13 protein-coding genes, 1 pseudogene and 1 riboswitch are annotated in these 14,614 nt (G+C 29.7%); of the genes and pseudogenes, 10 read left to right on the forward strand and 4 right to left on the reverse strand.

Annotated elements, in window-relative coordinates; genetic code table 11:
• The first annotated feature begins 30 nt into the window (after positions 1–30).
• From E0D94_RS03955 to groL, 5 genes are all read left to right on the forward strand, one after another.
• Entirely contained in the window at positions 31–915 is an 885-nt protein-coding gene (locus tag E0D94_RS03955) for a DNA-3-methyladenine glycosylase family protein (RefSeq protein WP_130806005.1), read from the forward strand.
• A gap of 14 nt (positions 916–929) precedes the next feature.
• A complete protein-coding gene (locus E0D94_RS03960; RefSeq protein ID WP_130806006.1) occupies positions 930–1,622 on the forward strand; it encodes a DUF554 domain-containing protein in 693 nt (230 codons plus the stop codon).
• 67 nt (positions 1,623–1,689) lie between these two features.
• Complete coding sequence (locus tag E0D94_RS03965) at positions 1,690–2,787, forward strand: AI-2E family transporter (RefSeq protein ID WP_130806007.1); 1,098 nt, start codon at positions 1,690–1,692, stop codon at positions 2,785–2,787.
• A gap of 196 nt (positions 2,788–2,983) precedes the next feature.
• Positions 2,984–3,265 carry a co-chaperone GroES gene (locus E0D94_RS03970; RefSeq protein ID WP_130806008.1) on the forward strand — a complete coding sequence of 94 codons (282 nt, stop codon included), beginning with the start codon at positions 2,984–2,986 and terminating at the stop codon, positions 3,263–3,265.
• Between the two features lie 31 nt (positions 3,266–3,296).
• Complete coding sequence (groL, locus tag E0D94_RS03975) at positions 3,297–4,934, forward strand: chaperonin GroEL (RefSeq protein WP_130806009.1); 1,638 nt, start codon at positions 3,297–3,299, stop codon at positions 4,932–4,934.
• Between the two features lie 45 nt (positions 4,935–4,979).
• Here the strand turns inward: groL and E0D94_RS03980 are convergent, their stop codons facing one another.
• The 3 genes from E0D94_RS03980 to E0D94_RS03990 all read right to left on the reverse strand — a co-directional run bounded on the left by E0D94_RS03980 (position 4,980) and on the right by E0D94_RS03990 (position 7,101).
• Positions 4,980–5,171 carry a CsbD family protein gene (locus E0D94_RS03980; protein WP_130806010.1) on the reverse strand — a complete coding sequence of 64 codons (192 nt, stop codon included), beginning with the start codon at positions 5,169–5,171 and terminating at the stop codon, positions 4,980–4,982.
• A gap of 35 nt (positions 5,172–5,206) precedes the next feature.
• A complete protein-coding gene (locus tag E0D94_RS03985; RefSeq protein ID WP_130806011.1) occupies positions 5,207–5,392 on the reverse strand; it encodes a CsbD family protein in 186 nt (61 codons plus the stop codon).
• A gap of 188 nt (positions 5,393–5,580) precedes the next feature.
• Positions 5,581–7,101, reverse strand: coding sequence for a Na+/H+ antiporter NhaC family protein (locus tag E0D94_RS03990; protein ID WP_130806012.1), 1,521 nt, complete (start codon positions 7,099–7,101; stop codon positions 5,581–5,583).
• 304 nt (positions 7,102–7,405) lie between these two features.
• On the opposite strand from E0D94_RS03990, the gene larE reads away from it, so the two are divergent.
• The 3 genes and pseudogenes from larE to larC all read left to right on the forward strand — a co-directional run bounded on the left by larE (position 7,406) and on the right by larC (position 10,221).
• Entirely contained in the window at positions 7,406–8,218 is an 813-nt protein-coding gene (gene larE / locus E0D94_RS03995; protein WP_130806013.1) for an ATP-dependent sacrificial sulfur transferase LarE, read from the forward strand.
• Positions 8,211–8,966 (forward strand): nickel pincer cofactor biosynthesis protein LarB, encoded by a 756-nt coding sequence (gene larB / locus E0D94_RS04000; RefSeq protein WP_130806014.1) that lies wholly within the window; start codon positions 8,211–8,213, stop codon positions 8,964–8,966. The genes larE and larB overlap by 8 nt, the downstream gene beginning before the upstream one ends.
• 35 nt (positions 8,967–9,001) lie before the next feature.
• Positions 9,002–10,221 (forward strand): annotated as a pseudogene (gene larC / locus E0D94_RS04005) (nickel pincer cofactor biosynthesis protein LarC).
• Positions 10,222–10,253: 32 nt separating this feature from the next.
• Here larC and E0D94_RS04010 read toward each other — a convergent pair.
• Positions 10,254–11,228, reverse strand: coding sequence for an LCP family protein (locus E0D94_RS04010; protein ID WP_130806015.1), 975 nt, complete (start codon positions 11,226–11,228; stop codon positions 10,254–10,256).
• 122 nt (positions 11,229–11,350) lie between these two features.
• Positions 11,351–11,452, forward strand: a riboswitch (purine riboswitch).
• 76 nt (positions 11,453–11,528) lie between these two features.
• On the opposite strand from E0D94_RS04010, the gene guaB reads away from it, so the two are divergent.
• Both guaB and guaA read left to right on the forward strand, forming a co-directional pair.
• Positions 11,529–12,983 (forward strand): IMP dehydrogenase, encoded by a 1,455-nt coding sequence (guaB, locus tag E0D94_RS04015; RefSeq protein WP_130806016.1) that lies wholly within the window; start codon positions 11,529–11,531, stop codon positions 12,981–12,983.
• 11 nt (positions 12,984–12,994) lie between these two features.
• Positions 12,995–14,539, forward strand: a complete 1,545-nt coding sequence (gene guaA / locus E0D94_RS04020) for a glutamine-hydrolyzing GMP synthase (protein ID WP_130806017.1) — start codon at positions 12,995–12,997, stop codon at positions 14,537–14,539.
• Positions 14,540–14,614: the final 75 nt, after the last annotated feature.

Here is a 14,614-nt window from a genome sequence, read left to right on the forward strand (position 1 = left end):
TTAGATAAAGAAATAGGAGGTAATTATAAAATGAGCTATGAATTAATAGAACAAAATGATAAAATTATAATAAAGGATATAAAGAATTTTGAGCCTAAACATATATTTGAGTGTGGCCAAGCATTTAGATGGCATGTAGAAGATGATGGAAGTTATACTATAGTTGCTTATGGAAAGATACTTAATATAAAAAAAGAAGGTAATGATGCTGTATTTTCTAATACTAATAGAGAAGATTTTGAAAGTATTTGGTATCATTATTTTGACTTACATAGAGATTATGATGAAATAAAAAAAGAGTTATCAAAAGATCCTATACTCGAAAAAGCTATTAAATTTGGAGAGGGAATGAGAATATTAAATCAAGATGAATGGGAGATACTCATTTCTTTTATAACCTCAGCAAATAATATGATTTCTAGAATAAAAAAATCATTAAATTTATTAAGTGAAAAATATGGAGAATTTATAGGAGAATATAAAGGTAATAAATATTATAGTTTTCCTACAGCAAATAGTTTAAATAGACTATCTGTAGAAGAAATAAAAGAATGTGGCTTAGGCTTTAGAGCTAAATACATATCATCAGCTGCTAATATAGTTGATAAAAGGGAAATGGATATTTATGCTATAAAGAATATGTCTACAAATGATGCAAGAAAAGATCTTTTAGTATTTCCAGGAGTAGGACCTAAAGTAGCAGATTGTATAATGTTATTTTCTATGGAAAAATCAGATGCATTTCCAATAGATGTATGGGTTAAAAGAGTTATGGAGCATTTTTATTTAGAGCAAGATACAAAACTTAAACTTATACAAGAGTATGGTCAAGAAAAATTTGGAGCGTTAGCAGGATTTGCACAACAATATTTATTTTATTATGCACGAGAATTAGGTATAGGCAAGAAAAAATAAGGAGTTGATGTGGATTGATAGGTACTATAGTTAATTTCCTCACTATATTGTTAGGAGGAATAATAGGTGTAAATATCAAAGAAGGATTAAAAGAAGAGTATAAACAAATAATAATGGATTCGCTTGCACTTATTGTAATAGTAATAGGCCTTACATCTGCTCTTAAAAGTGAAAGTATTCTTACAATGATATTTAGTTTAATAATAGGAGTAATAATAGGTGAAAGTCTAAAAATAGATAAAAAATTAAATAAACTGGGAGAATTCTTAGAAAGAAAGTTGGGTAGAAATGATTCAAATTTTTCTAAAGGATTTGTAACGACTTCCTTAATATTTTGTGTAGGGGCTATGGCTATAGTTGGTTCACTAGAAAGTGGATTAACAGGAAATCATAATACACTTTATGCAAAATCAGTAATAGATGGTATGACATCTATAGTATTTGCATCTACCCTTGGAATAGGAGTAGCTTTCTCTAGTTTTGCTGTGTTTTTATATCAAGGTAGCATAACAATACTTGCATCATTTCTAACTGATTTTTTAATAGATCCAGTAGTTTTAGAAATGTCAGCTGTAGGTGGAATTCTTATATCAGCTATTGGAATAAATATATTAGGGTTAAAAGAGATAAAGGTAAGCAATATGCTTCCAGCAATTTTTTTACCTTTAGTATTTTATGCTGTTAAATTAATATATCTTAGTATTTAAGTTATATCATTTTTAATATATATAATATATAATAGAAGGAAGAATAAATATTTGAAGGGGAGTAGCAATGAACAAAAAGAAAGTCGTTTCATATTTAAATTTTCTACCACTAATTATATTATCTATATTTTTGTTTAAATTTATAGATAATCCACATTCATTTCTTGATTTTTTTAATATTTTAAGTCCGTTTTTAATTGCATTTAGTATAGCCTACCTTTTAAATCCTTTAGTTATATATATTGAAAAATCATTTAAAATTAATAGGTTAGGAAGTATATTTTTTTCTTATATTATAGTACTTGGGATATTAGTGTTTTTAATTGCCATAGTTACTCCAAATATAATTAAGAGTATAACTATACTTATAGATAACACACCAACTTATGTAAAAAATATTCAAGAATTTATTGAATATAACCTAACTAAATTTGAAATATTAAGTAATAGTATAGCAACTGAAAATCTAGAAAAAATACTATTAGATTCAATTGCTAAAATAACAGAATTAGCTAATTTGGCAGTTAATCAAGTTGTATTTCAAGCTATCAATGTGACAGCTTTTTTACTAGAAATAATTTTATCTATAGTTATATCAATATATATGCTTAAAGATAAAGAAAATTTCAAAAGACAAATTAAAAGATTACTTTATTCTATCTTAAGTTATACTAATGCTACTAAGATAATAGAATTAGGTAGAGATGTAAATAGAGTGTTCTCTAGATATTTAGTAGGAAAACTTATAGACTCATTAATAGTAGCAATAATATGTTTTTTAGTACTATTTTTAGTAGTAAAAGCTCCATTTGCTATGTTACTAAGTGTTATTGTAGGAATTACTAATATGATACCTTATTTTGGTCCATTTATTGGAGCAGTACCTGCTATTATTATCACACTTTTCATCTCTCCAATAAAAGCATTTTGGGTTGCAATAACTATACTTGTTATCCAACAATTTGATGGTTTATATTTAGGTCCTAAAATTTTAGGAGAACATGTAGGAGTAAAACCATTCTGGATAATCTCTGCAATTACTATTGGTGGTGCTTTGTTTGGATTTATGGGTATGCTTTTAGGAGTACCTGTTGTTGCAGTACTTAGACTTTTAGTAATGAGATTTGTAGATAAAAGATTAAAAAATAATAATATTAAGATTTAAAGTAATTAAGAGAAAAACCAAGTAAATGATAGATTTTAAGAGTTAATCTTAAATAAATAAAAATAATCTATAATTATTTACTATATTTAGATTTGCATATAATAGTACAATTTTGTACTATTATATTTGTAAGCATTAGCACTCATGCTTAATGAGTGCTAATAATAAAAAGACAATATATTCAAGGAGGGTAATTATGAATTTAAAGCCATTAGGAGATAGGTTAGTTATTAAAAAGATAGAAGCTCAAGAGAAAACTAAAAGTGGTATAGTATTACCAAACTCAGCACAGGAACAACCACAAATTTCAGAAATTTTAGCATTAGGCGATGGAATAACATCAGACGATAAAAAGAAAGATACAATAAAGGTAGGCGATAAAGTTATAGCTTCTAAATTTTCAGGTACAGAAGTTAAACTTGATGGTGAAGAATATACAATTATTAAATTGAATGATGTATTAGCAATTGTTGAATAAAGCTTAAAAAATAAAAAGGAGTGATTATTTAATGGCTAAGCAAATTAGATTTGGAGAAGAAGCCCGCCGTTCAATGGAAAAGGGTATAAATAAATTAGCAGATACAGTAAAAGTTACATTAGGACCTAAAGGAAGAAACGTAGTACTTGATAAAAAATTTGGTGCACCTTTAATTACTAATGATGGTGTTACTATTGCTCGTGAAATTGAATTAAAAGATGCATATGAAAATATGGGAGCACAACTTGTTAAGGAAGTTGCTACAAAAACAAATGATGTTGCAGGAGATGGAACAACTACTGCTACTTTACTTGCTCAAGCAATGATAAGAGAAGGACTTAAAAATGTTGCAGCTGGAGCAAATCCTATGATTCTTAAAAAAGGGATACATAAAGCTGTAGAAACTGCAGTAGAAGAGATTAAAAACATCTCAAAAACTGTAGAAGGAAAAGATGCTATAGCACAAGTTGCATCTATTTCAGCAGATGATGAAACTATTGGGAAGTTAATAGCAGAAGCTATGGAGAAAGTAGGAAAAGATGGTGTTATAACTGTTGAAGAATCACGTTCAATGGGTACTACTTTAGATGTAGTTGAAGGTATGCAATTTGATAGAGGATATTTATCACCATATATGGTAACAGATACTGAAAAGATGGAAGCATCTTTAGAAGATCCATATATTTTAATTACAGATAAAAAGATAACTAATATTCAAGAAATATTACCAGTACTTGAACAAATAGTTCAACAAGGAAAGCAATTACTTATAATTGCAGAAGACATAGAAGGAGAGGCATTAGCAACTCTTGTAGTAAATAAAATTAGAGGTACATTTAACTGTGTGGCAATAAAAGCACCAGGATTTGGTGATAGAAGAAAAGAAATGTTAAGAGATATTGCTATTCTTACAGGTGGAGAAGTTATTTCTGAAGAATTAGGATATGACATAAAAGAAACTACATTAGATATGTTAGGTTCTGCATCTACTGTTAGAATAGACAAAGATAATACTACTATAGTAAGTGGAAATGGTAATGAAAATGAAATTGCTAATAGAGTAAATGAAATAAAAGCTCAAATTGAAGCATCAGATTCAGAATTTGATACTGAAAAACTTCAAGAAAGACTTGCAAAACTTGCAGGAGGAGTAGCAGTTATACAAGTTGGAGCGGCTACAGAAACAGAACTTAAAGAGAGAAAATTAAGAATAGAAGATGCATTAGCTGCAACACGTGCTGCAGTAGAAGAAGGAATAGTACCTGGTGGTGGAACAGCTCTAATAAATGCTGTACCAAAGGTAAAAGAGCTTGTAAAAAATACTAAAGGTGATGAAAGAACTGGAGTTAATATAGTACTTCGTTCACTTGAAGAACCAGTAAGACAAATCTGTGAAAATGCAGGACTTGAAGGTTCAGTTATAGTTGAAAAAGTAAAAACAAGTGAAAAAGGTATTGGATTTGATGCATTAAATGAAGAGTATGTTGATATGATAGCTTCAGGTATAGTTGATCCAACAAAAGTAACAAGATCAGCTTTACAAAATGCTGCATCAGTATCAGCAATGGTACTTACTACAGAATCTGTAGTAGCAGATGAAGAAGGTGAAGATGATATGCCAGCAGGAGGCGGAATGCCAGGCGGTATGGGCGGAATGCCAATGATGTAATAAAAAATCTGGGGTTAACCCCAGATTTTTTATTACACTTTTTTATTAAAATCTAAAACTATCAACTTCTCTTTCTGCTTCTTCACGACTCATATCGTACTTTTCTTGGAGTTTTCCTACTAATTTTTCTCTATCTCCTTCAATAACATCTAAATCATCATTAGTAAGTTTACCCCATTTTCTCAGAGCTTCACCTTTAGCTTGTGTCCATTTTGCTTTTAAATCTGATTTATCCAAAATTAGTCACTCCTTTATCTATTGTTTATATAAAATTAATTATGATACATATTGTCTCTTTCTATTTCATCATAAGACTTGCCATATCTTTCTCTAAATTTTTCATTTAACCTTTCCGTGTCACCATTAATATACTCGATGTCTTCATCTGTAAGTTCATGCCACTTTTCTTTTATGTTTTGTTTTATCTTTTCCCATTTTGATTTTTCTTCATGTGCCATGGGTGCACCTCCTTTAATAATTGTATACCCACAATTATTATTTTTAAATTATTTTATGATTAGAATAAAAATATTTTAAATAAAAGGAAAATTAAAAGGAATGTTTTCAAGTAGTTTTTGAAAACATTCCTTAGTTTATTAACTGAATATGTTTGGTTAAATTTTTTCCTATATGTTTTTAACGAAATTTATTTTCCAGCTGCAGTTTTATCTATTGATTTAAATTCTTCTTTAGATCTTTTTTCAGATTGCTTTCTAATTCTAACATCTGGTTCAGAAGGTATTCCAAATAAAGGAACCAATCTATCTAATCCAGTTAATGTAAGAATTAAGATTGAAGAAACGGCAATCATTGCCATAAAATTATATTTTATAATATCAATTGCTGAGAATTTAGCTATTGGATATACTGCAGTAGCAATTCCTACATAAAAACTCATATAAACATGCCATGGAATCAACTGAGATCCAAATACTCCTAATGCATCATTAAAGGTTGCATTTCGGAGTCTTAGTTTATACATATCTTCTTCACTAGCTTCTACATTTTCATCAGTAAGGTTTTTCATAATAGGTCCAATAGTTACTATTTGAGCCATCTCATCAGATAATGCAGCATTACCTGCTATAGAAAGCAAACCGTTAGCAAACATAAGTTGTCTAACTTTAGTAATATTTCTAGATATTAAATTAGAAAGAGGTGCAAAAGCATTCATTTTTGCCATTATACCACCAAAAGCTCCAACCCACATCATCATAACTATAACCCAACTTCCTGCATCAGCAAATCCTGTCATCATTAAATTTAAGAATCCATCTTTTCCAGCTATAGATGTTACAGTACCTGCAAATAATCCTAAAATTAATGATGAAATTATTCCAATACCAAGACATGCTAGAGTAGGTAGTCCTTTAATAGCAACAGCTATAACTAGTATTAGTGGAATAACCATATAAAAAGGAACTCCATCTTGAACTTGGTTTAATAATGTAACAGCAGATGGTCTTTCTGCATCAAGGTTAGACCATACTTCTTCTGGAATTTGATTAATAGCTTCTCCTGCATTACCCACTACATCAGGTAATCCCATTCCTGCACCAACAAAGAAAATAATTATAGCTGCTAGAATCAAACAACTTACAGACCAAACGCCTTGATGTCTGATTCTATGTATAACTTCAACTTTGTGTATACCAGAACTTACAACAGTAGTATCAGATATAAGACCTATGTTATCACCGAAACAAGCTCCCCCAGCTACTGCTGCGGTGGTAAGCATAAGGTTTCCGCCTACGATATGATTTAACCATAGGAATATTGGAGCACATGCAGCAAAAGTTCCCCAAGATGTACCTGTAGCTACTGATAGAATACCAGTTACAAGTAATGCAGTAACTGCTACAGTTTTTCCATTAAGACCAAGGTTTAAGGCTGCATTAATGATAGCAGCACCAACTCCTGTAGCCATAAATGCTTCTGCCATTGCGTAAGCTGCCATAAGAATAAAGAAAACTAATTGCATTTCTTTCACATTTTCAACGGCACTGTCTAATAGGTCATTGAAAGAAAATTTTTCTGTTGCATATGCTACAATAGCAGCATAGATTGTAGATATTGGCGCTGCTAATAATGCATCAAATCCTGATATCATTAGTCCGGCCATTAAAAAAACTGGTGAAAACTTAAGAAATCCCACAAATAAATTCATAAATAATCTCCCCACTATATTATATTTTAAAAAACAAAAATAAAAAAACATAAAAAATAAAACTTATAGCTAAACCATTTTAATATATTATACAACATATAGGAAATAAAAAATAGCTTTAATGAAATAGAATTCAATGTAAATAAAAACGATTTCATTGATAACATCATAACAAAATTTTGCGTGTCAGACAAGCTTTTTAAAATATTCAAAATAGTAAATTTTTTAGAGTGTGTATCTTGTGTATCCGTATGATATAATTATCATAGATTTAAAATTAAGCAATTCACAGGGAGTTGATTATGTGACAGGTTCAAAATTAGAAAAATTAAGAAAATATATAAAAAGTTTAGATAATCTAGCAGTTGCTTTTTCTGGTGGAGTAGACAGTACACTTTTAGCTAAGATTGCAGCTGATGAATTGGGACAAGATGCAATAGCTATAACCATTAGTGGACCACAACATTCAAAATCTGAAATAGAAGAAGCAAAAGAGTTTGGAAAAGAGTTAGGAATAAACCATGAAATTATAGAAATAGAAAAAATAGAAAATGAAGAGTTAATATATAATCCAGAGGACAGATGTTATATATGTAAAAAAGATGTGTTTTCTATAATAAAAGAAGAAGCAAAAAAGAAAGGGATAACTAATATAGTAGATGGCACAAATATAGATGACTTAGGAGATTATAGACCAGGTCTAAAAGCACTTAAAGAATTAAATGTAATAAGCCCTTTAAAAGAGGTGGGCCTTACTAAGGCTGATATTAGAGAAATATCTAAAGAGTTAAATTTACCAACTTGGAATAAACCTGCATTTGCATGCCTTATAACTAGAATTCCTTATGGTGAAAAACTTACAAATGAAAAGTTAAGATTAGTAGAACAGGGAGAAGAGTATATAAAAAGTTTAGGATTTAATCAATATAGAGTAAGATATCATAATGGTATTGCTAGAATAGAAGTATTAAAAGAAGACTTACCTAAATTTTTTGATGTAAATATGATGAAAAAAGTCTCAGACAAATTGAAGAGTATAGGATTTAAATATGTTACATTAGATATGGAAGGATATAGAATGGGTAAAATGAATGATGGAGTTGATAGGAGTGAATAAGGATCAGTTAAAATTATTTTTAGAAAAGATAAAAAATGATGAAATATCAATAGATGAAGGAATAGAAACTATAAAGAATTTAGAATATGATGATTTAGGCTATGCCAAAATAGATAATCATAGAGAAATTAGAAATGGATACCCTGAAGTAATTTACTGTGAAGGTAAAACTAATGAACATATAAGAGGAATTATAAAACAGATGCTTTGTACAGGTAAAAATATATTGGCAACAAGAGCTACAAAAAGAGTTTATGAAGCTATAAAAGATTTAGATGATAATATTGAATATTATGAACTACCTGGTCTTATAGTTATAAAAAAAGAAGAATTGAAAAAAACAAATGGGACTGTACTTGTAGTAACTGGGGGAACATCTGATATCAAAGTTGCAGAAGAAGCAGCAATAACACTTGAGGTATTTGGAAATAATGTAGAAAGATTATATGACGTAGGAGTTGCTGGAATTCATAGGTTATTGTCAAATAAAGATAAATTAAATTCAGCCAATGTTATAATAGCTGTAGCTGGTATGGAAGGAGCACTTGCTTCAGTTGTAGGTGGTCTTGTAGATAAACCTGTTATAGCAGTGCCTACAAGTGTAGGATATGGTGCTAATTTTAAAGGCCTTGCAGCCCTTCTAGCCATGCTCAATAGTTGTGCAAGTGGTATAGGGGTAGTAAACATTGATAATGGATTTGGAGCAGGTTATTTAGCTAGTACAATAAATAGACAGATTAATTTATAATGTAGTAGATTATTTGAAATTTGGAGGTAATAACAATGGAAGAAAAAATATTATATTTTGATTGTCTATCTGGTATAAGTGGAGATATGACAATAGGTGCATTACTTGATTTAGGTGTAGACAAGGATGAATTTTTAAAAGAAATATCAAAATTAAATATAGATGAGTTTGATTTAGAAATAAAAAAGAACGAAAAAAATGGTATAACAGGCACAGACTTTGATGTAATAATAAAACATAGTGATTCACATCATCATGAACATGACCACGGTCATAGCCACGATAATCATACTCATTCACATCATCATGAGCATAGAAATTTAGCTAAAATAGAAAGTATAATTGATAATAGTAATTTAAATGATAATGTAAAAAAAATGAGTAAAAAAATATTCAAAAATGTCGCTGAAGCAGAAGCAAAAATTCATGGAAAAAATATAGATGAAGTACATTTTCATGAAGTAGGAGCAGTAGACTCTATAGTGGATATTGTAGGAACTGCCATATGTATAGATTTGTTAGATATAGATAAAATATATTCTTCACCTATTCATATAGGTACAGGTCATGTAAAATGTGCTCATGGAGTAATACCAGTTCCAGCACCAGCTACTCTTGAAATTTTAAAAGGAATAGAGATATATTCTACAGGTATAAAATCAGAACTTGTAACTCCAACAGGAGCTGCAATAATAAAAGCTTTAGCTGATGACATAATAGATACTCCTCAAATGGAAATAGAGAACATAGGTTATGGAATAGGAACAAAAGATTTAGATATTACAAATGTACTTAGAGTAATAATAGGTAAAAAAAAAGTGAAGAAAAACTAGTATTAGTCCAAACAAATATAGATGACATGAATTCAGAGATATATTCTTATTTATTTCCTAGATTATTTGAAAAAGGTGCATTAGATGTATATCTTAAAAATATAATTATGAAAAAAAACAGACCAGGAATAGAACTTTCTGTCATAGTAAATGAAGATAAAAGAGAAGACATTATAAATGAGATTTTCAAGCAAACTACTACATTTGGAGTAAGAATTATTGAGATTAATAGAGAAATTCTTGAAAGAAAATTTGATTATATAGATACAAAGTACGGAAAAATCAAAGTAAAGATTGGATTTAAAAATGGAAAAATAATTCAAATTTCACCTGAATATGAAGATGTAAAATCAGTAGCAGAAAAAAATCATATATCTATAAAAATGATATATGATGAAGTAAATAAAAATATATTATATTAAAAAAAGTGAATGCTTAAGCATTCACTTTTCGATTAATTTGAACTTGCTTTAGAGTCTAAACTTTTATCTTCAAATATATAATCATGCATTGTTTGAATAGTTTCATCTTCATCATATACTAAATAATATACACCATTAATCTTTTCTCCATGAGCATGCTCATCTCTTGGGAATCGTGCCATTTCAGGAGTCATTGAACCATTTTTCATAACAGATGTTCCCATTTTTATAATCTCTGAATTTGTAAGACTAGTTTTTATAAGTGGAAGTATTTCATTTGCAAGAGAAATATTTGAAGTTATACTTCTATTTTTCACTTTGTTAAAAAGTGAAAGCAACACTTCTCTTTGTCTTTGTGTCCTTTCAAAGTCACCATTTCCAGCATATCTGATTCTACTATATTTTAATGCTTGTTCACCATTTAATGTTTGAAGACCTGCACTAGATACACCAGCTCTTGAAACTTCATAATCTTTTATATTTATTTCAATTCCACCTACTGCATCTATAATTTTTGGTAATGTTGAAAAATTAACTGTAGCAAAGTCTTTTATGTTTAGATTGAAGTTTTGATTTATAGTTTTTATAGCAAGTTCAGGACCTCCAAAAGCATAAGCATGGTTTAATTTGTCCTGACCTCTACCCTCCATCTTTACATAAGAATCTCTCATTATAGAAGTAAGCTTCAATTTATTATGCTTATCATCTATAGTAAGAACCATAATAGCATCAGATCTTCCCTTAAGTCCTTCTTCTGCATCAATACCAAAAAGTGCTATATTTTTTATATTACTATTTTTTTCTTCTAATTCTTTTGCTACTTCTTCATCAATTCCTAAATCTTCATGATCAGTAGGAATATCAGTTCTGTCTAGTTTATTTATTGTAGAAAGGAAATAAGCTCCTCCACCTAAAACTAATCCTATAAATAAAGCTAAAAATCCTATTAAAAATATCTTCTTTTTCGACATATTATCATTCCTTTTTTTAAAATACCTACTCAACATTATATATCTATATAATGGAAACTACAATAGTAAATTTAAATATTAACACAGCTGTAATAATACATTATTGTAACATAATTAAACTTTTCTTGACACCAATTTAAAAATTTGTTACCATTATTAAAACTTAATAAACGATTACTCATATATACTCTGGGATATGGCCAGAAAGTCTCTACCGGGCAACCATAAATTGTCTGACTATGAGTGGAAAACTTAGGATATAATATGATTATATAAAACCTTAGGTTCCACTTATGGAGCTTAAGGTTTTTTAAAATATTGAAAGGGAGGATTACAATGGAAAAATTTCTTAAAGAAGGATTAACATTTGATGACGTATTATTAGTACCAGCAAAATCAGAAGTATTACCAAAAAACACTAAAACAGCAACAAGACTTACAAATAAAATAAGCTTAAATATACCACTTCTTACTGCAGGAATGGATACAGTAACTGAAGCAAAAATGGCTATAGCAATAGCTCGTGAAGGTGGTATAGGTATAATTCACAAAAATATGAGCATAGAAAAACAGGCTTTAGAAGTAGATAGAGTAAAAAGATCAGAACATGGTGTAATAACAGATCCATTTTATTTATCACGTGAAAATCTCATATCTGATGCATTGGCACTTATGGAGAGATATAGAATATCAGGAGTTCCTATCACAGATAATGATAATAAATTAGTAGGGATAATAACTAATAGAGATATAAGATTTGAAAAACAATTAGATAAAAAAATAGATGATGTAATGACAAAAGAAAATTTAATTACAGCAAAAGAAGGCATAATAATGGATGATGCCCTTGAAATAATGAAAAAAAATAAAATAGAAAAATTACCATTAGTAGATGGTGAGAATAATCTAAAAGGACTTATAACTATAAAAGATATTGAAAAAGCTATAGAACATCCAAACTCTGCAAAAGATGAAGGTGGAAGATTATTAGTAGGTGGCGCAGTAGGTGTAACTAATGATATGATGGAAAGAGTAAGTGCATTAAGAGATAAGAAAGTGGATGTAATAGTAGTAGATACAGCTCATGGTCATTCTAAAGGCGTAATGGAAGCAGTAAAGAAAATAAAAGATAAATATCCAGAACTTCAAGTAATAGCAGGAAATGTAGCAACAGCATCTGCTACAGAAGACCTTATAAAAGCAGGTGCAGATGCAGTAAAAGTGGGAATAGGACCTGGTTCAATTTGTACTACAAGAGTTGTAGCAGGAGTAGGAGTACCACAAATAACTGCAGTTTATGACTGTGCTAAAGCAGCAGCAAAGTATAATATCCCTGTAATAGCAGATGGAGGAATCAAATATTCTGGTGATGTAGTAAAAGCACTTGCAGCAGGTGCAGATACAGTAATGTTAGGTTCACTTTTTGCAGGATGCGAAGAAAGTCCAGGACATACTGAATTATATAAAGGTAGAAGATTCAAAGTATATAGAGGTATGGGATCTATGGGTGCAATGGCAGAAGGAAGTAAAGATAGATATTTCCAAGAAGATAATAAAAAGTTTGTTCCAGAAGGAATAGAAGGAATCGTACCTTACAAAGGACCTCTTAAAGATACAATATATCAATTAATTGGAGGATTAAAATCAGGTATGGGCTATTGTGGAACAGCTACCATAGAAGATTTAAAAGAAAAAGCTCAATTTATAAAAATAACTGGTGCAGGTCTTATTGAAAGTCATCCACATGATGTAGAACTTACAAAAGAAGCTCCAAATTATACTAAAGGTTAAAGGGTGATTAAATGAAAAACAATTATATATTAATACTAGATTTTGGTGGACAGTATAGCCAATTAATAGCAAGAAGAGTAAGAGAAGCAGGAATATTTTGTGAAATATTACCATATGACACAGATGTAGAAAAAATAAAATCTCTAAATCCTGATGGAATAATATTCTCAGGTGGACCAAATAGCGTGTACGGGGAAAGTTCTTCTAAAGTAAGTTCAGAAATATTTTCATTAAATGCTCCAATACTTGGAATATGTTATGGTGGCCAATTAATAGCAGAACAATTTGGTGGAAAAGTTATGAGAGCTGAAAAAAGAGAATATGGAAAAACAGAACTAAACATATTAGATGACGAAGGCATATTCAAAGATTTAGGTGATAATTTAAATTGTTGGATGAGTCATACAGATTTTATAAGTGAATTACCAGAAGGATTTGAAGTAACAGCAAATACAGACTCTTGTCCAGTAGCAGCTATGAAAAATAGTGAAAAGAAAATATATGCAATTCAATTTCATCCAGAAGTTAATCACACAGAAAAAGGGACGGATATGATAAGAAACTTCCTATATAATGTATGTGATTTAAAAGAAGATTGGAATATGGGAGATTTTGCTGAAGAAGAAATCCAGAGAATTAAAAATCAAATAGGAGATAAAAGAGCAATATGTGCATTATCTGGTGGAGTAGATTCATCAGTTGCAGCAGTACTTGTTCATAAAGCAATAGGAAAAAATCTTACATGTATATTTGTAGATCATGGATTACTTAGAAAAGATGAAGGGGATCAAGTAGAAAAAGTATTTAAAGAAAGATTTGACATGAACCTTATAAGAGTAAATGCACAAGATATATTCTTATCAAAATTAGAAGGCGTAACAGACCCTGAAACTAAAAGAAAAATTATTGGTGAAGAATTTATAAGAGTATTTGAAAGAGAAAAAGAAAAGTTGAAAAAAGAATTTAAGGATATTGATTATCTTGTTCAAGGTACAATTTATCCTGATGTAATTGAAAGTGGAACAGATAAAGCAGAAGTTATAAAATCACATCATAATGTAGGAGGACTTCCAGAAGATGTAGATTTTAAACTTGTAGAACCTTTAAGAGAATTATTTAAAGATGAAGTAAGAGTACTTGGAAAAGCACTTAATATGCCTGATGATGTAATAATGAGGCAACCATTCCCAGGACCAGGACTTGCTATAAGAGTTTTAGGTGAAATAACAGAAGAAAAACTTCATATAGTAAGAGAAGCAGATTATATATTTAGAGAAGAAATAAAAAAAGCTGGACTTGAAAATAGTATATGGCAATACTTCGCAGTATTACCTAATATAAAAAGTGTTGGAGTAATGGGAGATGGAAGAACTTATGCTCATACAGTTGGACTTCGCGCAGTGAATAGCTCAGATGGAATGACAAGTGATTGGGCAAGAATACCATATGAAGTATTAGAAAGAGCATCAAACACGATAGTTAACAATGTAGATGGAGTAAATAGAATAGTATATGATATAACAAGTAAACCACCAAGTACTATTGAGTGGGAGTAATGAATAAAAGTCTTGAAACCTTTGGAAACAGAGGGTTCAAGACTTTTTTGTTTTTTGGAAGTACTATTTAAATAA

Origin of the sequence: Senegalia massiliensis (assembly GCF_900626135.1) — a bacterium.
GTDB lineage: Bacteria > Bacillota > Clostridia > Tissierellales > SIT17 > Anaeromonas > Anaeromonas massiliensis.

What these genes read in the sequence shown, in the direction of transcription:
- guaB (WP_130806016.1), top strand. Translation starts at nt 11,529, where the DNA reads ATGGAAAAATTTCTTAAAGAAGGATTAACATTTGATGACGTATTATTA.
- guaA (WP_130806017.1), top strand. Translation starts at nt 12,995, where the DNA reads ATGAAAAACAATTATATATTAATACTAGATTTTGGTGGACAGTATAGC.
- groL (WP_130806009.1), top strand. Translation starts at nt 3,297, where the DNA reads ATGGCTAAGCAAATTAGATTTGGAGAAGAAGCCCGCCGTTCAATGGAA.
- E0D94_RS03965 (WP_130806007.1), top strand. Translation starts at nt 1,690, where the DNA reads ATGAACAAAAAGAAAGTCGTTTCATATTTAAATTTTCTACCACTAATT.
- E0D94_RS03955 (WP_130806005.1), top strand. Translation starts at nt 31, where the DNA reads ATGAGCTATGAATTAATAGAACAAAATGATAAAATTATAATAAAGGAT.
- E0D94_RS03990 (WP_130806012.1), bottom strand. Translation starts at nt 7,101, where the DNA reads ATGAATTTATTTGTGGGATTTCTTAAGTTTTCACCAGTTTTTTTAATG.
- E0D94_RS04010 (WP_130806015.1), bottom strand. Translation starts at nt 11,228, where the DNA reads ATGTTGAGTAGGTATTTTAAAAAAAGGAATGATAATATGTCGAAAAAG.
- E0D94_RS03970 (WP_130806008.1), top strand. Translation starts at nt 2,984, where the DNA reads ATGAATTTAAAGCCATTAGGAGATAGGTTAGTTATTAAAAAGATAGAA.
- E0D94_RS03985 (WP_130806011.1), bottom strand. Translation starts at nt 5,392, where the DNA reads ATGGCACATGAAGAAAAATCAAAATGGGAAAAGATAAAACAAAACATA.